Origin of the sequence: Planococcus sp. CAU13 (genome assembly GCF_000775575.1) — a bacterium.
GTDB lineage: Bacteria > Bacillota > Bacilli > Bacillales_A > Planococcaceae > Planococcus.
This window is the reverse complement of sequence record NZ_JRGN01000328.1, coordinates 1-25866: the sequence shown is the minus strand read 5'-3', so window position 1 is coordinate 25866 and position 25866 is coordinate 1. Positions and strand designations below refer to the sequence as shown.

The following is a 25866-nucleotide window of genomic DNA, read 5'->3' as shown; positions in this document are numbered from 1 at the left end:
TTTTAAGTGCAAGATAACGGTTAAAATCATCGCAAAATATCAGTAGAAGTAACAAAGATTTTCATCTTCTTCTCAACCCTATCAAAAACCATCGTTTTTGATTTATGAATTATTTTTAATTTTAAATAAAATTAATAATTTAAAATGTTACAATTATACCAATACTTGTAAAGGACTTGGTGACAATATGATTACAGTCTTACATTTGACAGACTTACACTTTAAAAGAGAAGAAAAAGATAATCCCATCCTATTTAAAAAGAATGAATTTTTTAGGGCAGTAAATTCTGCCATACGCGAAAGTGATGAGGCATTTATTTGTGTAACTGGGGATATTGCATTTTCTGGAAATGAGGGAGAATATTATCATGCATTAGGATTTTTCCAAAACTTAAAAGATGCCATTATGAAAGAAAGTAATATAAAAATCCATTTTCTTTTTGTTCCTGGAAATCATGATTGTGATTTTTCCGATAAAGAGAATGAAGATTTGAGAAATACTTTAATTGAAGCTGTGCAATCTGGAAAAAGAGATAGTAAAACAATAAAGCTTATTGATTTGCAACAAAATTATAGAGATTTCTTAAGCATGGCAGCAGAATATTTAATTGAGAATGAAGTAAAACTAAATAATGATTTGTTTTCCAGTATCCCCTTCTCAATAGATGGAGACATTTTGTGTTTCAATTTATTTAATACAGCTTGGATTTCTACTCTCTTAGAACACCCTGGAAGAATGATTTATCCAATAAACGAGGAGTTAAATAACCATCTTCAAGAAAAAAAAGGCTTGGTCAGCATTTCAATGATTCATCATCCATTAAATTGGTTGGATCCGGAAAATTCAAATGAATTAAAAGATTTACTAAGAAAATCTTCAGATTTTGTATTAAGCGGTCATGAGCACACCACTAGTGATACCGATTCCCTCGATAGAGTGAATAAAAATATAATCAGCATTTATGAAGGTGGTCTTTTTCAAGATACTTACCAACCTGAAACAAGTGAGTTTAATATCATTCAGCTCAATGTAAAAGATAAACTTAAAAAAGACATTAAGTATTCTTGGGATAAATTAATCTATAAAAAAACTTTTGACTCAGACTGGGTTCCTTTACAAACAAATAATAAGAAATTTGATATACAATTCAAAAATCATTTTATTAGCTACCTTAAAGAATATTCAATTCCTGTAACACATCCAAGAACAGACCTAAGTATTGAAAATTTGTTTGTTTATCCAGATGTAAAAGAAGTACTACTGCAAGAGAAAAATTCAGACTTGTTAGAACTTGAAAATTCGTTTACTATCCTCGAGTATTTAGAACCGCAAACTCATTTGCATTTTTATGGTGATAAAGAAGCTGGAAAAACCTCTTTAGCGAAAAAGTTCTACTTGGAGCTAATAAGTAAGGGTAGATATCCTTTACTTACTTTTGGTGATCAAGTTAAGTCGCAGACTCATGCAGATATTGAAAAGTTCACTAGAAACATTGCAGATGATCAGTATGAAAATTCTACAGAACAATACATTCAGTTAAGCAGAGAAGAACGCGTTCTAATTATTGACGATTGGGATAAGTGTACATTAAATGGGGATATAAAAAATAAAACCATAAAGCAGTTGGCTAAATGGTTTGACAATATCATTATTTTTGCAGCTTCTAATTTAGATGAATTTAGTAATATTAAACTAGCAACGATTAATGAGTTTGAAAATAAATTCATCTATCGCCAATTTGAGATTGAAAAACTTGGTCATTATAAGAGAAACGAACTTATTGGGAAGTGGATTCAATCGGGACAAGAGCATACTTTAGAAACTAAAGCTTTTATTAGAAAGCAAGATGAATATGAAAGAGCAATGAATATTATTATTGGGAAAAATTTTGTTCCAAGCTATCCTTTAACAATCCTTATTTTACTAGCTTCTTTAGAGACTACCGAGCCGCATAACATGAAAAACAGTACGAATGGGTATTACTATGAAATATTAATTAAACAAACCTTGAGTAAAATGAACGTGAAGTATAGCGATACTCATAAGCTTTATAATTACTTAACCCAGCTAGCCCACGAAGTATATAATGCGGATGATCAAACTATAACTTTAGATGAATGGTTAAGTTTCCATAAAAAATATCAAACAAAATACGATTTGAACGACGTTCAATTAAACTTTTCAGAGCTTAATCAAAATTTAACGCAAGCTAAAGTAATAAAAAAGGTATCACATGGATTTAAGTTTTCTTACTCATATATATTTTATTACTTCGTTGCCCAATATCTTGCTGATACTCTTCATGAAGATAAAGATACCTCTTCCCTCTCGATTTCTAAACTAAGTGAGAATTTGCATGTAGAAACCAATTCAAACATTCTAATGTTTCTTACTCATCTATCTAAGGATAAAAAAATCATTAATCAAGTACTTGAGTCTTCAAGGAATATATTCAAAACTTCGTCTCTTCTCAAAATTGATGAAGATATGGAAGCTTTCAACAAATTGTTCATTGATATTCCATCAAATATCTCAATTGATGACTCTGACGTTCAAAGCAATAGAAGAGAACAGCATTTAAAAAGAGATCAACATGAGCGAATACAAAAAGAAGAAGATATTGAGTCAATAGTAGATGACGAGGAAGTTCTTCAACAAATTCGTGAATTAAATAGGTCTAATAGGACTTTAGAAATTCTCGGATTAATTTTGAAAAACTATTATGGTTCAAAAACCGCTGAAGAAAAAAATGAAATCGGCACTGAAGCCTTATCTGTAGCATTAAGAACCGGAAGCATGATGATTGAAAATCTCATAAAAGATCAAAAAGAGATTATTTTATTCATTGAACATATTATTCGTAGTAATAATTTTAGTTCCGATGAAAGTCAAATTAAAAAACTTTCAAATAGAGTCTTACACAATTTAATTAGAAGATTGACTCTTTCAACAATCGGTAATGTCACATTAAAACTTGGCTCAAAAGATTTAATTTCTACTTTTGATACAGTTGCTATTAATCGGAACTTACCCTCAGTTAAGTTAATACAAGTAGCTATTAAATTAGAATATCTCAAAGAATTCCCTTATAAAGAAATTGAAAACCTCTACAAAGAATTAGGAAATAATGTAATCGGAAAAGATATATTGAAAATTATTGTTCAAAGATATCTTTATATGTTTCCCACTACCTATATTGAAAAACAGAAGATATGTAGACTAGTAGAAATTCAAAACAATTCCAAACTCTTAGTAAAACAAGTATAGTTTCTAACCAATCTTTCCTTTAAAGCAGATAATATAAGCGGCCCCCTTTCGGGTCGCTTATATTTTATATTGATTAAGGCATTCCTCTATTATTAATAAGCTTTCCTGATGGAATGGTCACAGCAATTAACAGGATTTTCGATATAAAAGAGTGTTTATAGTGTCCAAACATGCTGTTTCAGCTTATCAAACGTTTAAAATGCCTAGCCAAATATGCGAAATGGCTCGTTGCTGCTTTTCTTTCTATCCAGTACGATAATGTCAGTTATAAGAAAAGGAGTGATTGTGATGGATTACGATTTGGAATTACCGAAAGAATTTGAGGGAATGGAATTACTGCAGACATTGATCAGTCCGGTAAAGCCGGATATGGCGATTATGGTTTTTGGCGAAAATTATTCAAATAGGACAGAACAACCAACTGTGCGGATTTACTTGATCAGTATTGAAGAAGACAAATGGGATTTCGAGGGAGAACTTCAAGCATTCGTATTTCTAAACTTTGAGAGTGCGCAACGATTTGTTGATGATTTGCCAGACATGTCGGCCATCGATTTGCTACTGCTACTGAACGGTCATCGAGCTTCCTATTTTAATAAAAAGATTATGCAATGAAATGGTCTACGAACTATAAGGAAGCATTTAAATACAGGCTTTTTCCTTAATGTAGGGACTCTTTTTTCACAATAGAACTATCGATTGACCGATGCGATATAAATTCAAATACTTAAAATACGAAAGTAAGAAAAAATGCATAAAATTTAAAAAGAACGCCGGTTAGGGCGCTCTATAATACTATAAATTCAATAGTTCTTTACCTTTTATCAAGTACTCAGCCAAAGGTACTTTTTGGACCATTTGAGAGACTTCAATACTCTTTTTGTTCCAGCCGCTTTTTTCATGATAATCATAGTTTTCTTCAAATAGCTGGGATGCCGGTTTGATATTCGATTGTGCAGTATCTCTACCGATATACATTATTACCTGCATAATTTTAACGTCTTCAAAGTCTTGACTATTAAGAGAATTTTCCAATGCGTCTTTTTTCTCTTTGACCTTTTGGTAGTTTTCCGTTTTTTCGTACTCCATTAATTCCTTCATAGAACCAGATTTTAAAGAATATCTATCGTGATATTCCTGTCTCGTTTCTGCTAAATTAATTAAAGAGCTTAACAAGTCTACTTTGATATCTTGAATTGTCGGCAATTTCTTCACTCCTTCCTTTACCAAGGATTCGACATAACAAGAATATGTCCTTCATTTTCCATACGACGCTTAAAGGTCCTGAAGTACACATAAAGAAAAAGCACTCATTTCTGAGTGCTTTCCTATCTTACCTAATCTTGATTTGGAAATGTAGCACCGAATTTCTTCCAACCTTTTTCAGTTAGAAAGAATTCATAATTATCCATTGAATCTGCAAGATCATTCTTTATTAACTCTTTAAAAGTTTTTAACACTCGTGCTTTCCATAAATCTCTTCCGTCTTTCAGGAAAACTTCTCTTTCAACCTCTTCTTGGAAATTTAAGCTTTCTGAAATTTCTATACAAGCATCATCAATAGTTAAGTAACTATCATACACCTGCTGATACTTGTACATAGTATACATCAAAGGATAGCTCATTTCTTTGACGGTTGGCAATTGAACGTGGAACATAATATCTACCTCTTTCTAGCAGATTTCTAACTGCTAGTTAAAATACTCAATATCAAACTTCATGTGCTAAACACGAAAAATTTGCAAGCTCACCTGTTTTTATGTTCCATTTCTTGGAAAATTTCTTGAGTTTTTTATTTCACCTTATGGAAGTACATATTGTAAGTAACTTTTTCAAACGCCCCATGACTTCAATGTGTCATACCAAAATTCAAAACACTCATTTTCGCTTCCTATTCGCCAGTCAAGGAAACCACCGCTTTTTTCTTACTTTGAATCGCTTCACTTTCTATTAGTAAACGTTCGAATTCGGCCTGTCTCATTAATAGTTCCCCCTATACAATATGACTATTTAAAGGGTAGTACGGAATGGGGCAGCCGCGTCTTAGCAAATAAACTGTCAAACATGGCTAGAAGTATACTTTATTTTCCTGTGACTTTATCAAATGATACTTTTCCATCCAATGTGTTCCATAAACTTTCTATACATTTGACTCCCGAACTTCTTTTTGGCCTGACTTCTGGCGTTTCTCACCCATCCTCGTTTTTCGACTACCTTAATTCCATACATTTTACAGAAAGCTACTTTTTCTGGATGTTTGCTCAAACTAACCACTCCTTAGAATTTGATTAGTACTATATACGTTTCAGCTTTGAAATCCTCTAGTCAAATACAAAAAATGATTCATAAGCATCACTTCTCACAAGTTATTCCCTAGATAAAGACTTTGTTAAATCAATGAATCCTCTCTGTGATTGCGCTTTCCTTCAATTTAAACGCTTTGTATTACACGTAGATTGCCGGGTACGGGATGGTTTGAATCACTTTCAAAGAACAAAATTATAAACCCCTCTGCCGGACTGGCAGAGGGGTTTATTTATCGAACAATAGATTCGGATGAAGTATTGCTTCGTTGTCCATTCATTCGGATCAGAATATCGATGGCGGACAGATTTGGTAAGTTGGAAACAAAGTTATTGGCTCTGTCTAAGTCACTAAATGTAAAGACCGGCAGTTCCGTTTCAATCACCCAACCTTCATCTTCCATCGTGATTAAGTAAATACGCACAATTGGCTGGATAGCCGTTTCTTCATAATTTTCCCCTGCAATAATCACTCCGCTAGTTGGTTGTATCGGACTGATTTTAAAAGTCTTTAAACTCAACGTTTTATATGAATAAAGTTTTTATATTTCGAATTGTTTAGTGGTCAGTTGCTCAATATTGCTAATGGAGTAACCATCTTCTTGTACATTTACCGTATAAGCTTTGGTTCTATAATATTGGTACGTATCTAAGCCTGAAGTAAAAACAAAAGTTTCTTCAGTGGTAACACGCAGCGTATTTATATTGACAGGTTCCACATTTGTTATAAACGTGGTTTCAAAATCATAGAAATAGTACTCACTCATATTAATATGACGATTGATATCAGCAATGTATTCACTTTGAATCTCACTTCCAATCGGGAAGTAATACGAAATGTAGGAAAAATCCCCGTAATTTAAAGCATACTCAAAATCACTTCGGAAAGATGTTATAAATTCACTCACATAGTATTCATGATTCTTTACTAGTGTTAACAATTCTTCTTCTGCTTTCTTCTCTGCGCGTGCAGCACTTTCTTTTTCTTGAATATGAGCAAATTCAATGTGGGCTTTTTCAGATTTCACCGTAATTGGTATGCCTTTTACTACACTGCTCCCATCTTTTGTTTCTGCAGAAATTTCTACGGTCTCATTAAAAGGTATAGGACCCACACTCTTCATTTCTTTAACTGTCTTACCAGTGGATTTACCATTGATCAACAATATAGCTTCTTCTACATCAGAGGTAACTGTAAGCATTCCACCATTTAAAGCAGGGCTTAGACGATAGTAATTAGTACCGTTTTTCCCATTGATCACAGCAAATCCTTTTTCTTCAATCGGAGAATATTCACTAGGGGCTGAAGCTAGCCATTCATAATTTCCTGGGAGAAACTTTCCAGCATTTACTTTTTGTCCTAAGTTTCCATTTATAGTTTTGTCCCCAATAGTAATAGTTGTATTATCTAAGGGAATTTCAGCTTCTACAACAACCGGATGCAGTAAAAACGAAACTTTGTTATACAAACCAAATAGTATCGGCTCGTTTACTAAAGAAATAAACTTGTTGTCATTCGAGTCTAGGATAATATTGGATATACCTTCATTTTTTAATGATGATATTTCAGTTTTTAAACGGTCACGAATCTCTCCCCAACCTTCAGTTTCAACAAACTCAAAGAATCCTTCTCCATTTTTTTCTACGTCTTCCGCCACAGAAAAATAAGATAGAAACTCTGCGGAATCGTTTTTGCTATACGCTTGATTCATACTAATCAGGGTTTTAGTTGCGTCAAATTTTGACTGTAAAAATAAATGTGTGGCACCTACGATTATTAGTAATAAAGCAATGGATACCAAACTCCAAATACGTCTTTTTCTTTGTTGAGGTGAAATACTATGTTCTTTTATTTTTCCAGCGACTGGACTGTTAGCTTCTAACTTGGTCCCACACTTTAAACAAAACTTGTCGCTTTCTTTACTTACTGATCCACACGATGAGCATGTCTTCATTTACTTACCTCCGATTAGTCTATTCACATCATAAATATAACATGTTAAAGAATCTATTTGAATTACTTAATTTGAAATAATTTACAAAGAAAAAGACTTTCAAACTAAACTATATGATACGATTTATTTATAAAAATTTATCTTTATATCGGAGGAGTAACTTTGAATAAAAAATATGATGAAATAATCCCTGCCCTGGAGAGACCCCAAACAGTAAAATTACAAGCTAGCGTAGAAGAAAATACGGAAAAGGAGATTACTCCATTACAAGAGACAGCTGAGAAATTGCGAGAAGAAAGACTAGGATTGATTATACAAATAGGTAATGAATTACATAAGAAGATGCGTCTCCAAGGGATTGTAGAACCTGAATTCACTGAATACTTTCATCGAATAGAAGAACTTGATAAAGAAATTTATATCACAATAAAAAATGAAGAAAGATTAAGAATGAATTCGCTTTATCTTTATAATTGTACTGAATGCGGGTCAAAATTAACCTTGCATGACAAGTTTTGCGGATCATGTGGAACATCCGTATTAATTCCTGAAAAAAATTTAGAGGAATTAGGGTCTTGTACGAACTGTGAAGAAGAAATCCCGCATTCTGCTATTTTTTGTCCATGTTGCGGAAGAAAAACAGCAGTGAGTCAGGAGAGTTAAAAATGTTTTGTAAGACCTGCGGATTAGAACATCCTATATATAACAATTATTGTCCTATTAGCGGAGGGATCCTTCACTCTGCCCTCCCAACACAAATAGTCCATAGAACTTCGGGTTATTGCAGCAATTGTGGAGACTCTGTAAAGTCAGTTGCCCAGTATTGTTCAAAATGCGGGGAATCTCACAGCTCTCTCCTATTGAATCAAACGAGTAGTGTAAAAGCGGAAACAATACCTTTAAGGCATCCCACGTTACACACAGTATTAAGAAAAAACACTTTGAGAAAGTCCCTTCTTCCTGTCTTAATGGCTTTAACAATAACAATTGTTTTAACCTTCCTGACCGTGAATATAATTAAAGCTCAAGTGGAAAGTGCTATTATAGAAAATTCCTTCGGGGAAATTACTGCTTCAGATATTAAATATATGGATATACTAATTTCGGAAGAAATAGCTAAGAATACAGGGTTAAATATCGATTTTCCAAACGTATATAATGTCTTCACGTACCTTATGATTTTGCACAGTATGGACTTTGAATTAAAGGGGGAAGTTAGTGGAAACGAAGATGGTGAATTTGTCGAAGGTAATATTATTTACTTCGGTCAAAATCTTGGTATCTCGTTTATGCCTATAGTTTTTTTCTTATTAGTTTTGGGAGGAATCACTCTTAACTACTTTCGGATAAAGCATTCGCTGCCTTTTAGAGAAGCGATTATTACCTACAGTATCGGCTATGGCGTGTTCTTGATGACAGCAGCCTATATTGCTAGTTTTCAGTTTAACGAACAATTTGAAACGTTTTATTCTCTATTTGCTATAAATATTGAAGGTACTTTCTCATTAAGCGAAGCTTTCTTTGTCGGCTTCTTACTTGCAGCCAGTATTTCAGGTATAACAGCACTTTTTTTATCGTATAGAAGAGAGACGATTGCTGGTCTAAAAAAACAGAACAGTGCAATTCAATACTTCCTCTTTTCTCTAATTATTCCCATCCTCGGCATCTCAATTTTTACAGTGGTTTTCTTTATGTTTTCACATGAATTCTACGAAGCATCCGAATATTTTTCGCATCCAATTGCCGAAAAAGCACTAGTGGGGCCTATGGGAATGTGGATTTGGAGTTTAAGCCACTTTATACCATTAACTTTTAGCTCGAATGAATTCGGAATCATGGAATTTTCTTCAATACAATTATTTAGTTCTTATCAAACAATTAAAGAATTAGATAGCTTGGCTAGTTTGGATTTTATAAAACAATTGTTATGGATTGAAGACGGATTACCTGTGTTGATGAATATCAGTTTTCTTCTCCCAGCAACATTGCTAATTTACATAGGCTATAAAACGTATAAAACGCATGCTTTAAACATTGTTGAATTAATTAAATTCAGTGGGATATACGGATTAGTTATGGAGTTTATTCGGTTACTTTCTACTTTTCAAATGACTGTCCGAACAAGCGGTGAAGATATTTTTGACTTGGATATGTTTTTGTTCCAAATACAGACCGATATTTTAACCACATTCCTGATATCTAGTCTGTTTGCATTAGTATGTATAAGCTTAGGTGGTTATCTTAATAAGTTCTTAGGTGGAACTATCGTTAAGTAAACTTCAAGAAATATATGAATAAGAAGGAGGGATTTCTTTGTTTTGCGTTCAATGTGGAAATCAAATAAGCAGCCAAGGTAGATTTTGTTCACTATGCGGTAAAGAACATAACGTCCGTGTAGTAGATGATAGTTTAGAGCCTGCCGCTTTGCTTCAAGAGGAAATTCAATTAAATACAGTTTCAGATCAGTTAAAAACGACTTTCATTCAAGCTTCTGAGAAAATTAATGCGATGGTCGGTGAACGAGGACCTATTGAGGTAAACCTTCGGGATGTCTTTTCAGCTGTTTTCAAAAAGCATAAGAAAGAGGAAGGAGAACTTCTTTTTATTGCGGGGACAAGTATCACAACGCCAATTGAAAGCGAAATCTCTGCTTCTTGGCCAAAACCGTGGTTATTCTCCAGGGTCTTTACAATGTTCGCAGTGACTTATATCTTATTGTACATTTGTATTTTCACATTCGATAACCTGCATGCCATTCCTGGATTGATCTTAGTCGGTTCTTTTACAGTTCCCTTTTCTTTGCTGATTTTCTTTTGGGAAATGAACGCTCCAAGAAATATCAGTATTTATGACACAGCTAAAATGTTCTTTGTTGGAGGCACTGCTTCTTTGGTATTCGCACTTATCTTATATTCAATTATTCCTGTCTATGGTTTAGATTATCAAGGAGCTATTCTAGTAGGGGCAATAGAGGAAATAGGCAAGTTAGTTGTGATTGCATACTTCATCCAAAAGCTAAATTCTAAATTTATTTTAAATGGCCTATTGGTGGGTGCAACGATTGGTGCGGGATTTGCAGCTTTTGAATCAGCTGGATATGCTTTAAACTATGGCCTGGCCTTCAACGAAGAAGCGATGGTATCTATTATTTTCCTTCGTGCTTGGACTGCCATTGGCACACATGTTGTATGGTCAGCGATAGTAGGAGCTGCGTTGGTATATGTTAAAGGAAAAGATCCATTAATAAAAGAACACCTTTTCAGCACGAAGTTTTTAAAATTATTCGCTGTTCCTGTTGTTCTTCACTCAATATGGAACATGCCCCTCTATTCTCTAAATGAATTTTATATTTTAAATTTCATTCTTATCATCTGTGCTTGGTTATTTATTTTCACTTTTATTAATGCAGGTCTTAAACAAATTTCTAGACAATATTCAATCGACGATGCTATAAGTTGAACGAAAATCGTTGTGGATGTATACCATTCATAAATAAACCTACTATCATAAAAGTAAACCGGCATTAATCCGTTATTCAATAACTTCGTTTACATTCTTAATCCGATTAGACTCTTTCATTAAAAGCCCTACACCTTTTAAGATAGAGAATTTCAACATACGGAACCATTTAAACTTGCCCCTTCTCCTACACTTATTGCATGAAAAAGGAGGTATTCGATGGACTACGGAGGACGCGTCGACTTGATTTCAGAACCCGCATCACTCGAAGGTTTCATTGGGGGCATACTGGCATTGGTCGCACTCTTTGTTGTTTTGCCATTCATGTTATATCTATGGGACAAACTAAAAAACTAATACGCAGTTAATCAAAAGAAAATCCTTCGTATTTTGGCCGTTGAAATGTTCCATTGAATGAAGACAAAAAAATAAGGAACTTTTTCTCGCTGGTATGTAGTTTGTAGCTTTCTATAGAAAATAATCGATTAGTCTAACTAAAGAAAATAGACGTTTCTAATGATTAAATGTATATTGATGTTTATAGAACCCACCACGCCTCTTCACAATGCGGACCACGGTGGGTCGTTTTTTTGTCCTCTATTCCTTCCTCGTTCATCATCCTGCGTTTAAAGAACAAATCAACCTATAAAGATTATATTTTTTGCATCGGTACTTAATTAGATTATAATATATGTATAAACGCAAAAGAAAAGGTGGTTTACATGCCATATAAAATTCAACTCCTTAAATTGATCAATAAGCAAGGTGGGCTCATTTTGACTCGTGATGCTGAAGCAGCGGGAATCCCACGTTATTATTTAACAATATTGGCCCGCGAAGGGGTGATTGAACGGGTGACTCATGGTATCTATATGACACCGGATGCATTCGAAGACGACCTGTACATGCTGCAGGCACGGAGTCCTCAATTAATCTTCTCTCACGAAACAGCACTGTACCTGCATGACTTATCGGACCGGGATCCCATTACGTATTCCGTTACCGTACCAGTGGGATATCACAGCCAATTGCTCACCGACAACGGCTTGCAAGTCTATACCGTGAAAAAAGAATGGCATGAGTTCGGGGTAACCGAAGCCGCTACGATCCATGGTCGCCCGATTCGCCTGTACGATGTCGAACGGACGCTGTGTGACCTGTTCAGGCAACGGAATAAAGTGGATGCCGACTTATTGAACGACAGCATGAAGCGATATTTAGCACGGAAAGAAAAAAATATCCCGCAGCTGCTTCGTTATGCCGAACAGTTCCGGGTCTCATCACCAATCCGTAAATACGTGGAGATTCTGCTGTGAGAAGCTCACGCCAAGTGAAAGACCTCATTCGAAATCTATCCAAACAGAAGGGAATCAATGCGCAGCTGCTTCTCCGGAATTACCTGTTCGAGCGGTTGCTTGAACGGATTTCCCATTCGGATTTCCAGCAGCACTTTGTGTTAAAAGGCGGTGTCCTCATCGCTTCCTTAATCGGGGTGGACTTGCGCTCCACTATGGACATGGATGCGACCATCCAAGGGTATCCCATGACCCGGGAAGCCATTGAAAAAGCATTCTTGGATATCGTGGCCATACCCCTTGAAGACGGCGTCACCTTGACGTTGGAAAAAGTGGAACCAATTCGGGATGATGCAGAGTATAACGGCTTCCGTTTATCCATCCTTGCTCAGATGGATCAAGTCCGTCTGCCTTTAAAGGTGGACTTGACGACGGGAGACAAAATCACACCGAAAGAAATTCAATACCATTACCGCTTATTACTGGAAGAAAGACAAATCGACATACTCGCTTACACGATTGAAACGGTACTCGCCGAAAAGCTGGAAACGATGATTTCTCGGGGGACAGCCAACACAAGACTTCGGGACTTCTATGACATCTATGCCTTGCTTGGAACGCAGGAAGAACATCTGCAGGTCGACCAGGTGAAAAAAGCACTCCTCTCTACCGCTTACCACCGCGGGTCGGCTGAATTATTGGAAGAAGGCGATGGTATTTTACAGGAAATTTTCCAAAGCGCGCACATGGCGCAATTATGGAATCGCTATCAGGAGCAATATCCCTATGCTACGGATATTACTTGGAAAGCGATTGAGCAGGCAGTGGTTCGTTTGTGGAAAACGAGTTATTAAATTTACCAGTCAATAGAGCTGCATTCCTTAAATTTTGGGAATGCAGCTCTATTCATTGTCTATACCCTTGGCAGCCGGCTAAATGAATTCTACAAACCAATTTCCTCATAATTTTTTGTGGCTTTTTCGTTATTTCCTGGAATATTTAACAACGTAAAGAGTGCCGGTATCCCTTATAAAAATCCCAAAGACACTAAAAGATTCTCAATGACTACTGCTGCTTTTGAAAAAAGTAGTGATTTATGATGCCGACAAATGATTGTCTTATAATTAATGGCTAACCGTTAGGCTTAGTGATCTCCCTTTGTATCTGAGTCAATTAATTCTTTTTTGTTCAACAATCTTGTTCTAACGACTGTCTATGAGGGCAATGCCTTTAAAACCGATTTGATTTTTCATATAAGGTCATATCAGTCTGTCTTACCCGACATGCGATACACACTCCAAGATCTGTTGAAGTTGAACAATACTTACATATACCCATAACTTCCTTTTTCTTCTTAGGTGAAGGTAAGGGAATATCTCTGGCAACTAACAACTTCCTTCCCAAATCAGTCCTCCGTACATTTCCGACTTCAAAAGTTATTAATGCAAGTTCATCAAGTTGCTGTAAAACGATTTTTGAATCTAAGTACTTGTATTGTATATATTCATTTTTCACCTTAGAAAAACATTGTGGAGACAAAATATCTTCTACCATACAAGGTTCCAAATCGTTAAGAGTGTCTAAAATACTTATGTGGTCAATCAATATACGTGCACGAGGGTTATATTGGTAACCGTTTTGAAGCAAATTTTCAATCGAAAGAAATAACCTATCCATTAAGTGGTGAATAATGTAGTGATCGATTATTCCCTCATAATTTACTTTATGCTCTATATCTGTATACGAATTATATTCTTTCTGGTGAAAATTTATCTTATGGTGGTCCTTGGCCGACGAAGTATGGGTTAATCGTTCAACTTCCACTTCATTAATTAATATGGTTGGACCCTCTTTCTTTATAGCTATAATCATGCAGCTTCCCCCTAACTTCACTAAGAACCAATAATGTTTATGGCCTTTATAAATGTGTGCTTTCTTTCCTATCATCAACAAGTACGAATAATTGATAAGAGCCCTTAAAAAAGACTTTTTATTTGAATTAGTGAAGTACGAACAAGCACCTGTCTCCATCTTAAAAGGCAAAAACACCATCTTCTTTATTTCAGGTTTTAAAGCTTCCTTATTCTATTTTCAACTGATTTGTAGTAATTCCAATAATGAAAGTATCATCGATCAACCCTAATCCTACGATGACTTTATGAACCTCTTCGACTTTTTCACTCTTTCCTAATAGAACCATTTAAATATCCGATTTGTTAAACGTTGATGATGCTACTTCCTTTGATTAATTCTGTTTTATCCAGAGACAAAATAACTTCCCCTATCCTTTTCATCTCCTTTGAATTGAAGTTAGTCTCCTGACCTTTTGACTTAACATAAGTCAGTAACTGTTCGGCGTTAATCACAGGGCAAGGAGTTTGGTTACCTTGCCACTGAACTTCCGGACTTGTAAGCACCACAATAGGTTCAACTTCTAGCTTTGTCCCGATTTTTTTCAAGTTATATTCTAATTGCCTGGCATGATAAATTGATTGTTGCTGAGGACTGTTAATCACATGCTGTTTGTTTCCAGTGTTTACATAATTATCAGTAGGATACCAGAGCCAACCGTTTTTATGAGGGTAAAACTTCCCCTTTATATTCTTAGTCTCAATACATAATATCTTCCTATCGGGACATACAAGCAAATGGTCGATTTGAGTGAATGAACCTTTATTCGTTTCTATAGAGATATCATTTAACACTACGTATTGATCACTTAAACCGTTAACCAGGATGTTTGTGACTTGGGTTTCCCCATTAAACCCCTTTCTTATTGGTTCAAGCTCTTGCATTTTACTTTTAATCATCTTTTTATATTCAATAGTGCCTTTTTTAAGATTTCGATTGTAGATGAAAAACCATACTATTAGATGAAAGAATGGAAATAAGAAAAATAAGGGCAATCCCAATAATAATGTCCAAATGATTGCTCTCTTATAAGCCGTGGGTCTGTTTTGAGCTTGAATTTCACCTACTTTCTCTCGTAATTTTTTCAATTCATAAGTAATCGCTTTCCCTTGAGTGCCAAGAGTTGTTTCTTTTTTTAGAAGAATAGTCAACTTTTAAACTCCTTTTTCTTTGGCGCTGCACTGCCCATTTAAAATTTTGTATGCTTCAAAACATATTGAATAATTGCATGGGCCAGTAATAAGTCCATCCAATTATGGAAGCGGTGGCACCAATCCGCCGAACATAACCTGTTACCTTAAGAACCCTCGATACCCCTTCAACAATTAGTAGTAAAAGATTGCTCCTGTAATCAAAATGCCGATAAATACAGTCGTTCTATCGATAAATCTTTTAGCTACTAGTAAATAATTAATTGTCCTCTTTTCTCCTCCCTCACATTAAATATCGGAAAGAGGGGGTTTTTTGTTAAGTTTAGAAGTAAATCATTTCTTACGAAGAAGAATAAACTTTTTCTGTGCTAGGAATTTTAAAACTACTTATTGAATATTAAAAAGCTCTTCATCAATGAAGAGCTTTTTAGGTGTTACTTTAATTAAATTCTTCTGGAAATTGGTTGAAGGAAATCAACCTGAGCTTTTGGTATAATTCCAAATTTCGAAATGAACATTAACAATAAAAATAGAAACGAAAACAGACTGACATTGTTTCCGAATTGTTGAGTTTGAGGAAGGATTCCCGTGTAAAGAAAGACATTTAAAATAAGCAGGAACACAAACCCTCCAAATGAAAAGCTTAAAAGATGGTTCCCTAAGAGCAATCTTTTATTATATGGATTAGTAGGTGAAACTGTTTTATGTAACAAAACAGAATTTTGAACTTGCTTCACTAATCCGTATATAAACAAGCAAATAAATAGTATCGGTATTAAAAGACTAACCCATTCCATCAAAACACCTCCAACTTATTTGTTTAGCAAATTCACTATATCCAATTGAATTTCAAATATTAATTGTAGTTTCTTTTTTTCTATTATTCCATTTGAACGCATAGCAAAGCAACAATACCTTATTATAAATAATCAAATTCTTAACCATATTTAGTAAAACAAGGAAAAGTAGTTGTCTTTTTCATTTGATCATTTATATCGCTACAGCAAATTCAGTAAATCTTCTAATAAACTTTTACGTTATAACCTTTTATAGAAGCCCTCTTGGCCATCTAGAAAGGCAGTGGATACTGGTTTAAAAACTGATGCCCCGTTCTTACATTGGTTACAAAACACTTCTTTCAGTAATGGATTGATCTTGACTTTCTCATACTCTTGGGAGGCAGATATTCGACTGGCAACGTCATATTATACAAACCGACAATACATTAAAAATCGATACTGGCATACGTTTTGCGTCAAATACTTCGTCTTGGACTTAAAAGATAATCGCTTGTTGCCATGCTTTAAGTACCACCACTGTTTTAATGAGCAGACCCCAAGTGCAAGCAAACAACTTGGCGAGAGAAGAGATTCGTCAGACGTACCCCTCTTCCTTCCTCAAGATATGAAGTGATATCTACGATCAAAGCCGATTACAATTCAGCTACTTAGAATTGCCCTCCAACTAATGCTTTTCAAGATCTTAAAATCCCCTAACTGATTAGCTAGAGGATTTCAATATTTAGCTCAAAAATTGAAATAAAAAATATTAAAATTCATATCGGGCAAATGAATTTTTAATTGACTTAATTACTGGCTCCGATCACCAGACTCACTGTAAGATTGGCTAACAGTATTAGTGCCTGTCCATAAAATACGGCTAATCAAAGTCATGTCAAACGTAATGATACCAATCCCATTGTACCCGCCAATTGTTACAGTGTAATTGCCTTGAGCGTTTATATCATACCCAATCCGTTCAGCTCTGGAGTCTGTTACTGAAGAACTTCCTGTAATTGAAGTTGGGAAAAATCCACTTGTACCAGAAGTAGAAGCCCAATTTACCCGTAAACCATCAGATCGAACAGAATAATTAGTAACCAATCCAGCAACTGCATCTGGCCACCCGATTGCTCTTATTTTGTACTTAATTGAATAAGAGTAGGAACCATTAGCTCTATAGGTAGCCGTAGTAATCGGTGCTAGTGACTTCAATTCTTTGTCCATCAATAAAGTATTAGTAGCCGATAGAGGTTGTTCGTCAGTTGTTACTGTTTCTGTTTCTACAGCTATCGTAATGCCACTTTTCTCTAATTTGTATTCTGCTTCAGAACTTTCACCAGAAATTGTAAAGTTTCTCAACTCTTCTTCCATTAGTGCATTATATTGTTCAATGACTGTTGGATCGGTTGATTTTAAAAGTGTTTTTTCTTCATCAGTTATGGCATTTTTTCCTTTAAGTTTATCTTTCTTCTCTTTAAATTGTTTAGAGTCCTGTTTAGACTTAACTATTTCTAAAAACTGATCCAAGGTTTTTACTTCATACTCTTTTTTGGCTGCAAAGCTTGGATTAGCAAAGCTAAGCACTAAACTGAAAATCAGAATAGCAAGCATCAATTTTTTCATCAACAATTCCTCTTTTCCATTTTTTATATTGTCTTTCATTTACCCCACAACCGCTAAATTTCGCTACAGAATTGAGAATAAGTGTTATTTACTTTGGAAGTAGTTCATGTATTATGAAGAAAATACCAATTGTTTAAGCGTGATAGAAATGAGCAAACAAATCATTAAATAGGAATATCATTAATACGAAACGGGGGTTCGGTATAATGATGGATAAACAAAAATTAGGATTTGAAATTAAAAGGCTGCGAAAACTAAGAAAAATGACACAAATTCAACTAGCCAAAGATATTTGCAATCAGTCTGAAATTAGCCGAATAGAAGCCGGTGATTGTTTTCCAAGTCTTGACGTCCTCTATTTAATTTCAAATCGATTAAATGTTCCCATCACTATATTTTTTAACTCCTTGAGCTTTGATGAAATGGAAGAGATAAAACTCATTCAAAAAAACGTATGGAATTTTTCTCAAACTAAAAAATATGAGGAACTACTGACATATTTAAATCATGTTCATTCAACAAAAGTTTTATTCTCTCCAGAGATGGAGAAGTTTTTATTGTGGCAACAATACATTTCTCTTTACGCACTTAAACGTATAAACGGATCTTATTGTTTAGCAGAACTTTCCTCCTTATTAAGAAAAAACACAATTGGAATGGATCGCGAACTGGATTTCCATATAAAAATATCTGTTGCAAATATATTAGCGGAAACAAAAGAATATAATAAAAGCCTCTCACTATATAAAGATATTTTAAAAGAGAAAATAGAAACGCCAGAAGCGAATAAAGTGTTAATTAAGACCCATTATAATTATGGAAAGCTCCTATTTTTAAAGAAAGAATACTTAACTGCTTATGAAGTGACTACTGCAGGAATCGAACTTTCTTTAGCTAATAAGGATATGTCTTTAATAGGCCAACTTCACTTTCAAAAAGCAGCTATCATGGAAGAATTGGATTATCCCTTTAAATCGATTTCCTTACATTACAGAAAGGCTGCCTTTTTCTTTGAAGAACTTGGCTTGTATCTTTACAGTGAAATATTGACGGAAAAGAAAGGTGCATTTCTTTCTTAAGATCTTTCCCTTAATATTCAAAAGGCAGATCTGTTTCAGGCACAACAGAGTTGCTATCGACCGTAAAGTTGATGTCGAGTGTAGTAACAGATACTATCAGAACCATAGTTAATACTGTTTTCATTAAGACTTTAACCAGCTTCCTTTTCATGCTTTCCCTCCTTTTTAATATAAATTTGGTATATTTAGACTTTACCAAAAATAATTTAGGCGAAATATGCAACTTTGCATATTTGATAACTTTTGTCATTTTCCTTCCTACTTTAGATTTCATCAAAACCATATTCATAGTTAATAACACACGGAGATTAAATAAAGAGCCTTAACAAGATTTCACTGGATAGGACTATGCAAACTTAAATATAAAAGATATAAAAATATTTGTAATATATTGTTATAACAATGTGCTAATGGTACCTTTATAGAGGAATAAAATTAAAGGCCTATTGGAGGAACTCATGAAAAACTTGTTATCTATTGTAGTTACATCTCTTCTCACCATCTCATTCTTTACCACCGCAGATGCTGCAGCATTTAAAGACGTCACCTTATACCACAATGAGGTCGACTACCTGGTAAACAAAAAAATCATCAAAGGCTATGAAGATGGGACGTTTAAACCGACAGCCGAGCTCAACCGCCTCAATGCCGTCCAGATGATCTTGCGCGAAAAAGGCATTACGGATTTCACTGCACCCAATCCGAATTTCACGGATCTGAAACCAGGCAGCTACGGTTATGCGGAAGTGGCAAAAGCCGTCCAGCTTGGCTTCATTTCCGGAAAGACAGCGAAAGACGGCTCAAAGTTCTTTGATGCCGGCGGCACTTTAACCCGCGCACAGATGGCAAAGATTTTGACAGAAGCCTATAATCTGAAGGCAAACGATAACTTCACGTTTTCCGATGTAAGAGCGGATCACTGGGCAAAAGCGTATATCAGCCGCTTGGCGACTGCAAATGTCACCACCGGCTATGAGGACAAGACCTTCAAACCTGAAAACAAGCTGCAGCGTGCTCATTTTGCTGTGTTCATGGCCCGCCAATTGAATCCGGAATTCAAAGTGAAACCTACTCCAAAACCGGTGAATGGCCAGCAACTTATGACACGGGCTCAGGCGGAGGCGCATATTTTACCTTTTATGACTAATAAATCGGGTGACAGCAACTTCCAGGGATACAGTCTAATGTCTGCTACAAAACGATACTCCATCATCATCGAGTTCCCGACAAAGGGTTCTGGAAAAGCTCAGATGTCGTTAGACGGAGTCAACTACTTTTCCGGTCATGAAATAAAGCCGGAAGATTTCGGCCAAAAGGAATACGAATATACCAAAGCCCACTATGAACAGATGAACAATGCCATCAAAGCCTATGCGGAGACGCAATTCGGTGTGGGTACGAACGAAACGAAGATCCTTATTGCCGAGATAAAGCAAATGGGTCTTTACGGAAATCATGATGACGTAAAGAAAATCACGCTCCAAGGGAAAACTGTCACCATAGTACAAGCAGGCGTGCGTACACGTGTAAGTTACTGAATACACCAAGAATGCTTTTTAATCCATGGAATCACTCGGGAAAACTGAGTGGTTCCTTTGTTTTCTATCCTACTGTCACAATATTGTATTTTTGTTAGTTTAATGGTAAATTGAGGGGGTTCTAAAAACATTTAAGGGGGAAAACCATGAAGAAAGTAATAGGTATTTTATTGACTGTACTGTTGCTGTTGTCCATCGTGTCACCAGCCAGTGCCGCTTCATTTAAAGATGTGACGTTGTACAAAGATGAAATCGGCTTCCTGGTCGATAAGAAAATCATCAAAGGCTATCCGGATGGCACGTTCAAGCCGACAGCCGATTTGAACCGGTTGAATGCGGTTCAGATGATCCTGCGGGAGAAAGGGATCACCGACTTTACCGCTCCGAATCCGAACTTCACCGATATCAAACCCGGCAACTACGGCTACGAGGAAGTAGCAAAAGCCGTACAGTTGGGCTTCATTTCGGGTAAGACAGCGAAAGACGGGTCAAAGTTCTTTGATGCCGGCGGCACCCTTACAAGAGGACAGATGGCCAAAATCCTTTCAGAAGCTTATAACCTGAAAGCCAATGACGGCTTCACCTTCTCTGATGTGAGTGCAACCCACTGGGCGAAAGATTATATCAGCCGCCTGGCGACTGCCAACATCACAACCGGCTACGAGGACGGAACTTTCAAGCCGGAAAGCAAACTGCAGCGTGCCCATTTCGCGGTATTCATGGCGCGTCAGCTGAATGACGCATTCAAGCCGGCACCGCTACTGGACGAACTGTTTGTCACGTTCCTGAACGTTGGTCAGGGCGATGCCATCCTGATTGAATACCCGAACGGCAAAAACGCATTAGTGGATGCCGGCCGTTCCGCCAGCGTAATTGACGCGGCTTTGAAAGCCGAAGGCGTGAAGAAGATTGACACGTTCATCGCCACGCATCCGGATGCCGATCACATCGGCGGCGCTGCACATGTCATTGCGAACTACGGCGTCACTAAAGTCATCGACAGCGGACAGACGCATACGACTCAAACCTTCATCACTTACCTGGAAACGATTGAGCGCGTCGGCGCGCAATTCGTCGTTGCGGAAATCGGAGACGACCTTTCCGATGACCCGACTGCGACTGCCGAAGTCCTTTATGTGGATGCCGACGCTTCGGATCTGAATGATGGCTCGATTGTCTTTGTCCTGAGCCACGGCGAGATTGACTACCTCATGACAGGCGATGCAGGCGTGGAAGTGGAAGACCTGCTGATTGAAGAATATTGGCTGGATGCTGAAGTATTGAAAGTCGGCCACCACGGTTCGAATACCAGCACATCCCAGGCATTCGTTAATGAAGTCAAGCCACTAGCAGCGGTTATTTCAGTAGGCACGAACTCTTACGGCCACCCGCACAGCGAAGTCGTTTCCCGTCTGACAAAAGCCGGCGCTGACGTCTACACGACACAAAGCGGCTCTGTCGCATTCAGCGATAACGGACGGAACCTGAAGTCATATAACAACCCAATAAAGCCGATTCCGGCACCGGCTCCAGCACCAAAGCCGACGCCTACACCGATACCAACTCCGGCGCCTCAACCGGGTGACGGACAAACTTCTGATAAGCTACAGATTACGGGTAAAAACCTGATCACGGAAGTTGTGACGGTTAAGAATACGGGCACCATGAATGTTACAATGACCGGCTGGAAGCTCGTGAGTGTAGAGGGAAACCAAACATTTGACTTCCCTTCCGGATTTGTCCTGAAAGCTGGTGCATCGGTGAACATCACTGCTGGTCCAAACGCTGTCCATAACCCGCCGAGCAGTTTAAAATGGACGGGAGCGTATATTTGGAACAATGATGGAGACCCTGCAGCACTCTATGACTCAGCAGGAAAACTGATTCACCGGCTTCCATAAGGAGGGATTGGATGAAGGAAGGCAAATACACGATTGATTCCATCGAAAGCGGTCTGGTGAAACTGCTGTACCGCGAAGATGAAACGATTGAAGTGATTTTAAAAGAAGAGGATTTTGACTATCCGATTTCTGAGGGACTGATTGTCGAAATTAGTCGAGAAGACGGCAAACTGGTTTCCATACCACTTCTTGAAGAAACCGAAGACCGCCGGGCCTATGCTCGTAAGCTGATGGAGCGGTTAAAGAATAAATGATGAAGAGCCCGTTACCTTAAAGGTGGCGGGCTCTTTGCTACATATAGCATTTTTATTTATTATTTTAGTGAACACCTACTTAAATATGATTTATTCAACTGATTGACATGTGCTGAATCTTTATCTATTAGAAATGCGTATGGAAAACATTTCATAAATCATATTCGGAATAAACTTTGTTACGACCATAGTATTTCTCTTTGCAAACTTGAAATTATCAGAACTATTACTTCAAAAAAGGTTATACAAACCCTATAAGATATCTTTGGTAGGTGAAATTTCGTATCCCAATTCGCCTATGCCAAGAATATTATAAAATACACGCGTAGCAAGTGCCGATTCTCTTATTTTTATTGACTCAGTTTTTATATCACGTTTCTTTTGAATAGCTTTAATACCCAAGTCCAAACAAAGATTAACTAGCTCGCTTTCTTGATAATAATAAATCATCTCATCCCCTGGAGCCGCTTCCGCAAAATATTCTACTGCCTCCTCAAGAAGCTTACACACTTCTTTTATTGAAAAATGGTGAATTAAATGAAGATACTTGATATCAATATCTGCAGCATACATAACATCTCCAGTATCCATCATAATATGATAATCTAATGTTAACTCCCTCAAATAATCCCGTACTTCTTCGCAAGCTATATCTTGCCATAATTCAAAACAGAATTCTTTATCTTGAGTAAAAGTCTGCGAATCCCATTTTTTAATGAAAGAAAGAGATTCTTTGAAATTTTGTTTCCCTGAATTCACATTTATCCAAAACTTCATAAAAGGATAACAGTCAAAAGTGAAATCTTCTCGCTCACCCGAATAATCTTCAAAATACTCTACAGGTGAAGTAATAGAGGGAATCAACATCTCCGAATTGTGCAAGTCATGTTTCATATCTAGAAGCATACGGTGTTCCCAAGCTTTTTGAATCGGATTTTCTGATTTCTCCGGCCAGTCTTGATTTGCTTCAAAATCATCCATATCTAAAACCAGGCGCAGATAACATTTTTGTTTTGATGTTAGTTGCTCACTATCATATGGGTGATAATAGTCAGGAAGACAAAGTTGCGCAAGATTTACTTTAGAAGCAGCCAAGATCTCCTCTATTTCTTTTCTTACGGTGCCATCTTTTTCAAGAGATAATACTTCACTTGCTCTATCAATTATCAATTTTGTATCTCTTCCCCACACTCCTTCTACGCTAATATCCCAAATTTCATCTTTTTCGAACTCGACCCTGTAGCCACAGTGCTCGCAACGGATGTATTCTGGTGATATTTCTTGGAATATCCTAAAAGGGGGGAATTTTGTCACTTTTTTCCCCCCACATTTATCACACACTCCAAGATTCCATAACGGGAATAGCTTTCGTAACTCATCATAATAATATTCAATACCAAATACTTGCCTTATTCTAGACTCATCCATTCCCATGTTGTGTAAATTAATTATAGCTAGAACCGATTCTTTACAAAAACTTCCTAAAATTCTATGAGTGGTTTCAAACACAATATCGTCTTCTTTCAATCTTTCATCAAACACTGTTTTCATTTCTACTCTCTCCTTTTTTTAAAAAAAAATAGGGAGCACCCATAAACGGACTAATATCCGCCTATGGGTGCTCCCCATTTTTTTTCAATTTAATTAGTTTTAAATTACCATAGTTGAGATAAAACAGCAACCTTTAATTTTTCAAAAAATTTCGATTTACTTAATAAAAAGTTCCCTTTAGTTTTTTGCAGGATTTTTCACTTCAAGATAGAGTTTAGTTAATCTATCGAATGGAGGCGAAAATATGAAATACCATCCGACCTGCTCAATATGCAACCACTTTAATCCTCTGACCGAAATCTGCAATTACTGGCAAGAAAGACAGACACCGCTGAATCAGAAACAGCCGCTGTCCTGTGTGGCAAAGAACGTTTTTGTAAGGGAGATGAACGTGCTGCTGGATTCCTACCACCTGTATGCACCGGACGTAGAAGTGCCCGCTTCTTTCCGTCAGAACTTCTCATCGTTGCCAAAAGATGCGGCGGGAAAACCGCTTTTCGTTATGACCAAGCGGGGAATCGAACGTCCACTGTTCATTCCCGATGCCCCCCTGCTTCAAGCGGATATGCTACTGGGGATTCCGAAGATTTACACCCATCAGGGGCAGCGAGAACTGATTCATGAATTAGGCGTAGAGCTGGCCCAGAAAATCGCAGACCAGCGGGGTGTGACCCTTTTAGTGCAAGAAGATGAACGATCGGCTCTCGGGATCCCGCATGAAAAACGGAAATATCAACACCTTTACACCCGATTACACTAACCAAACGAGGAGGTTCCCCCAATGATAATCATTTTAACGACGTTGGCAGCTCTGTGGACACTGACCAAAACGAAACCATTTTTCCAGCGCACCGAATTTGTGATGCGGCATAATCGCCTGAAAGAAGAAGCCCAGCGCTATGAAGAGGCTGCTCTGATATCCCCATATGCTCTTTTTCACTTGGATCCCCAGTTGCGGCGGTTCCGTTCGCCAAAAAAGGAACATTTGTACAATGAAAAGTTCAAAAAAGAGATTGGACGCCACTTTTGGGACATCATTGCGGTCAAAAAGAAGCCCAGCTGCTTCCTGCCTCCACCCGGCATTTCCTATTTCCCTTTCATGTTCGCTTTACTGAAGAAGGAAATGGGCCTTTATCTGGCAGGGCCGCTGTTACTAGGCATTGTACTCCTATTGCTGCCAAACGACGTTCAATTTCTATTCAGCATCCTGGCATTGACGCTTGCGGTGAGAGGTGGAATCCTCCTGGGGCTCCTGTTCGTACACCATCCGTTTCGCATCAAACGAAAACTGGCTCGGATTCCCGACCTGAACTCCCTGACTAAAAGATCCCTTCATAATGGCTATTCTAAAAAATTGCCGTCTTTGAAAAAGACAAATTGAATATTACTTTCCACACCAAATCTGTTATCTTTCTATCGGTAACAAGGCACCAAATCTATTATACTTCAAAACCCCCAGAGAAATCGGGCTGATAAGGAAGTGAAGAGACTGTCTATCCCTGCGGAAATTTTTCTCTTATTATCTCCAGAATCCTTATATGCCAAAGAAATGAACCGAAATCACAAAAGAGCTAACTACGGAACCAAAGGAAAGAAGGCGGACGCGTAACAATGTCCGCCTTCTTTCGGGTAAGCAAGTAAACCGCCTCTGCGCCTGCAAGCACGTGATCGAACAGTTTACTGCTTCCTCTCCAATAAGTCTTCCCAGCAAAAAAACGGAAATCGCTGAAGAAACTACGAATTTTCATCTTCCGTTAAAGCTATCTATACCTTTCACCAAATCTGTTATCTTTCAA

Annotated in this window: 21 protein-coding genes; 14 read left to right on the top strand and 7 right to left on the bottom strand. The window is 37.0% G+C overall.

Going from position 1 to position 25866, the window contains the following annotated elements; translation table 11 throughout:
• The first annotated feature begins 187 nt into the window (after nucleotides 1-187).
• Nucleotides 188-3268 carry a metallophosphoesterase gene (locus KW93_RS15315; protein ID WP_033543915.1) on the top strand — a complete coding sequence of 1027 codons (3081 nt, stop codon included), beginning with the start codon at nucleotides 188-190 and terminating at the stop codon, nucleotides 3266-3268.
• A 288-nt stretch (nucleotides 3269-3556) separates the two neighbouring features.
• Nucleotides 3557-3883, top strand: coding sequence for a hypothetical protein (locus KW93_RS15310; RefSeq protein ID WP_033543914.1), 327 nt, complete (start codon nucleotides 3557-3559; stop codon nucleotides 3881-3883).
• A gap of 180 nt (nucleotides 3884-4063) precedes the next feature.
• On the opposite strand, the gene KW93_RS15305 is transcribed toward KW93_RS15310, so the two are convergent.
• From KW93_RS15305 to KW93_RS15295, 3 genes are all read right to left on the bottom strand, one after another.
• The gene (locus tag KW93_RS15305; RefSeq protein WP_033543913.1) at nucleotides 4064-4474 is read right to left on the bottom strand and encodes a hypothetical protein; all 411 of its coding nucleotides are present in this window, start codon (nucleotides 4472-4474) and stop codon (nucleotides 4064-4066) included.
• 131 nt (nucleotides 4475-4605) lie between these two features.
• A complete protein-coding gene (locus KW93_RS15300) occupies nucleotides 4606-4926 on the bottom strand; it encodes a hypothetical protein (protein ID WP_033543912.1) in 321 nt (106 codons plus the stop codon).
• A gap of 1187 nt (nucleotides 4927-6113) precedes the next feature.
• The gene (locus KW93_RS15295) at nucleotides 6114-7526 is read right to left on the bottom strand and encodes a TcaA 3rd/4th domain-containing protein (protein WP_033543911.1); all 1413 of its coding nucleotides are present in this window, start codon (nucleotides 7524-7526) and stop codon (nucleotides 6114-6116) included.
• 162 nt (nucleotides 7527-7688) lie between these two features.
• Between KW93_RS15295 and KW93_RS17030 the strand changes: the two genes are divergently transcribed.
• From KW93_RS17030 to KW93_RS15270, 6 genes are all read left to right on the top strand, one after another.
• Nucleotides 7689-8189, top strand: coding sequence for a zinc ribbon domain-containing protein (locus KW93_RS17030; RefSeq protein ID WP_052131660.1), 501 nt, complete (start codon nucleotides 7689-7691; stop codon nucleotides 8187-8189).
• A gap of 2 nt (nucleotides 8190-8191) precedes the next feature.
• Complete coding sequence (locus tag KW93_RS15285; protein WP_152602471.1) at nucleotides 8192-9802, top strand: zinc ribbon domain-containing protein; 1611 nt, start codon at nucleotides 8192-8194, stop codon at nucleotides 9800-9802.
• Between the two features lie 37 nt (nucleotides 9803-9839).
• Nucleotides 9840-10985, top strand: a complete 1146-nt coding sequence (locus KW93_RS15280) for a PrsW family intramembrane metalloprotease (RefSeq protein WP_033543909.1) — start codon at nucleotides 9840-9842, stop codon at nucleotides 10983-10985.
• A gap of 219 nt (nucleotides 10986-11204) precedes the next feature.
• Nucleotides 11205-11342 (top strand): hypothetical protein, encoded by a 138-nt coding sequence (locus KW93_RS17535; protein WP_161787049.1) that lies wholly within the window; start codon nucleotides 11205-11207, stop codon nucleotides 11340-11342.
• 365 nt (nucleotides 11343-11707) lie between these two features.
• Nucleotides 11708-12301 (top strand): type IV toxin-antitoxin system AbiEi family antitoxin domain-containing protein, encoded by a 594-nt coding sequence (locus tag KW93_RS15275; RefSeq protein WP_033543908.1) that lies wholly within the window; start codon nucleotides 11708-11710, stop codon nucleotides 12299-12301.
• Nucleotides 12298-13134, top strand: a complete 837-nt coding sequence (locus tag KW93_RS15270) for a nucleotidyl transferase AbiEii/AbiGii toxin family protein (RefSeq protein ID WP_033543907.1) — start codon at nucleotides 12298-12300, stop codon at nucleotides 13132-13134. The genes KW93_RS15275 and KW93_RS15270 overlap by 4 nt, the downstream gene beginning before the upstream one ends.
• A 376-nt stretch (nucleotides 13135-13510) precedes the next feature.
• Here KW93_RS15270 and KW93_RS15265 read toward each other — a convergent pair whose 3' ends face one another.
• The 3 genes from KW93_RS15265 to KW93_RS15250 form a co-directional block, all read right to left on the bottom strand.
• Nucleotides 13511-14152, bottom strand: a complete 642-nt coding sequence (locus KW93_RS15265) for a hypothetical protein (RefSeq protein ID WP_033543906.1) — start codon at nucleotides 14150-14152, stop codon at nucleotides 13511-13513.
• 344 nt (nucleotides 14153-14496) lie between these two features.
• A complete protein-coding gene (locus KW93_RS15260; RefSeq protein WP_033543905.1) occupies nucleotides 14497-15342 on the bottom strand; it encodes a nuclease-related domain-containing protein in 846 nt (281 codons plus the stop codon).
• Nucleotides 15343-16931: 1589 nt separating this feature from the next.
• Nucleotides 16932-17747, bottom strand: coding sequence for a hypothetical protein (locus KW93_RS15250; protein WP_033543903.1), 816 nt, complete (start codon nucleotides 17745-17747; stop codon nucleotides 16932-16934).
• Between the two features lie 206 nt (nucleotides 17748-17953).
• Here KW93_RS15250 and KW93_RS17025 point away from each other — a divergent pair, with 206 nt between their 5' ends.
• From KW93_RS17025 to KW93_RS15230, 4 genes are all read left to right on the top strand, one after another.
• A complete protein-coding gene (locus KW93_RS17025; RefSeq protein WP_052131659.1) occupies nucleotides 17954-18826 on the top strand; it encodes a helix-turn-helix domain-containing protein in 873 nt (290 codons plus the stop codon).
• Between the two features lie 458 nt (nucleotides 18827-19284).
• Nucleotides 19285-20364 (top strand): S-layer homology domain-containing protein, encoded by a 1080-nt coding sequence (locus KW93_RS17020; protein ID WP_052131658.1) that lies wholly within the window; start codon nucleotides 19285-19287, stop codon nucleotides 20362-20364.
• A gap of 146 nt (nucleotides 20365-20510) precedes the next feature.
• On the top strand, nucleotides 20511-22265 hold the full coding sequence (locus tag KW93_RS15235) for an S-layer homology domain-containing protein (protein ID WP_052131657.1): 1755 nt from the start codon (nucleotides 20511-20513) through the stop codon (nucleotides 22263-22265).
• A gap of 11 nt (nucleotides 22266-22276) precedes the next feature.
• Entirely contained in the window at nucleotides 22277-22519 is a 243-nt protein-coding gene (locus KW93_RS15230) for a DUF3006 family protein (protein WP_033543902.1), read from the top strand.
• 252 nt (nucleotides 22520-22771) lie between these two features.
• On the opposite strand, the gene KW93_RS15225 is transcribed toward KW93_RS15230, so the two are convergent.
• A complete protein-coding gene (locus tag KW93_RS15225; RefSeq protein WP_033543901.1) occupies nucleotides 22772-24070 on the bottom strand; it encodes a hypothetical protein in 1299 nt (432 codons plus the stop codon).
• Nucleotides 24071-24314: 244 nt separating this feature from the next.
• Between KW93_RS15225 and KW93_RS15220 the strand changes: the two genes are divergently transcribed.
• Nucleotides 24315-24830, top strand: a complete 516-nt coding sequence (locus KW93_RS15220; RefSeq protein ID WP_033543900.1) for a hypothetical protein — start codon at nucleotides 24315-24317, stop codon at nucleotides 24828-24830.
• A 21-nt stretch (nucleotides 24831-24851) separates the two neighbouring features.
• A complete protein-coding gene (locus KW93_RS15215) occupies nucleotides 24852-25451 on the top strand; it encodes a hypothetical protein (protein ID WP_033543899.1) in 600 nt (199 codons plus the stop codon).
• The last annotated feature ends 415 nt before the right edge of the window (nucleotides 25452-25866 follow it).

Coding starts and splice junctions, on each gene's coding strand:
- KW93_RS15225 (WP_033543901.1), bottom strand. CDS start 24,070: ATGAAAACAGTGTTTGATGAAAGATTGAAAGAAGACGATATTGTGTTT.
- KW93_RS15315 (WP_033543915.1), top strand. CDS start 188: ATGATTACAGTCTTACATTTGACAGACTTACACTTTAAAAGAGAAGAA.
- KW93_RS15275 (WP_033543908.1), top strand. CDS start 11,708: ATGCCATATAAAATTCAACTCCTTAAATTGATCAATAAGCAAGGTGGG.
- KW93_RS15265 (WP_033543906.1), bottom strand. CDS start 14,152: ATGATTATAGCTATAAAGAAAGAGGGTCCAACCATATTAATTAATGAA.
- KW93_RS17535 (WP_161787049.1), top strand. CDS start 11,205: ATGGACTACGGAGGACGCGTCGACTTGATTTCAGAACCCGCATCACTC.
- KW93_RS17020 (WP_052131658.1), top strand. CDS start 19,285: ATGAAAAACTTGTTATCTATTGTAGTTACATCTCTTCTCACCATCTCA.
- KW93_RS15295 (WP_033543911.1), bottom strand. CDS start 7,526: ATGAAGACATGCTCATCGTGTGGATCAGTAAGTAAAGAAAGCGACAAG.
- KW93_RS15235 (WP_052131657.1), top strand. CDS start 20,511: ATGAAGAAAGTAATAGGTATTTTATTGACTGTACTGTTGCTGTTGTCC.
- KW93_RS15220 (WP_033543900.1), top strand. CDS start 24,315: ATGAAATACCATCCGACCTGCTCAATATGCAACCACTTTAATCCTCTG.
- KW93_RS15310 (WP_033543914.1), top strand. CDS start 3,557: ATGGATTACGATTTGGAATTACCGAAAGAATTTGAGGGAATGGAATTA.
- KW93_RS15215 (WP_033543899.1), top strand. CDS start 24,852: ATGATAATCATTTTAACGACGTTGGCAGCTCTGTGGACACTGACCAAA.
- KW93_RS17025 (WP_052131659.1), top strand. CDS start 17,954: ATGATGGATAAACAAAAATTAGGATTTGAAATTAAAAGGCTGCGAAAA.
- KW93_RS15230 (WP_033543902.1), top strand. CDS start 22,277: ATGAAGGAAGGCAAATACACGATTGATTCCATCGAAAGCGGTCTGGTG.
- KW93_RS15285 (WP_152602471.1), top strand. CDS start 8,192: ATGTTTTGTAAGACCTGCGGATTAGAACATCCTATATATAACAATTAT.
- KW93_RS15300 (WP_033543912.1), bottom strand. CDS start 4,926: ATGTTCCACGTTCAATTGCCAACCGTCAAAGAAATGAGCTATCCTTTG.
- KW93_RS15250 (WP_033543903.1), bottom strand. CDS start 17,747: ATGAAAAAATTGATGCTTGCTATTCTGATTTTCAGTTTAGTGCTTAGC.